1 protein-coding gene is annotated in these 253 nt (G+C 45.5%); it reads right to left on the bottom strand.

Annotated elements, in window-relative coordinates; translation table 11 throughout:
* A partial coding sequence (locus tag Q5762_RS39065; protein ID WP_315897069.1) for a polysaccharide biosynthesis protein occupies positions 1 to 253 on the bottom strand: 253 nt, incomplete at both ends.

Genomic DNA, 253 nt, shown 5'->3' with positions numbered 1-253 from the left:
CTGATAGTTCAAATAAGATCAAGGTGTTAGGCTTTTGCATCACAATTTGACGACAAAGCTCAGAACCTATCGAGCCGCCAGCGCCAGTGACCATCACCACTTTGCCTTGAATATTTGACTGCATTAAATCCACATCGGGAGCAACCGGATCGCGACCTAATAAGTCTTCTATCGCGACATCTTTTAATTCATCAACAGTAGCGTGCCCCTCAACAATATCGGCAAAATCAGGTACGGTCAGCACTTCTACTGG

It is taken from the genome of Streptomyces sp. P9(2023) (assembly GCF_032436795.1).
Lineage (GTDB): Bacteria > Actinomycetota > Actinomycetes > Streptomycetales > Streptomycetaceae > Streptomyces.
This window is presented reverse-complemented; position numbering and strand designations above follow the sequence as displayed.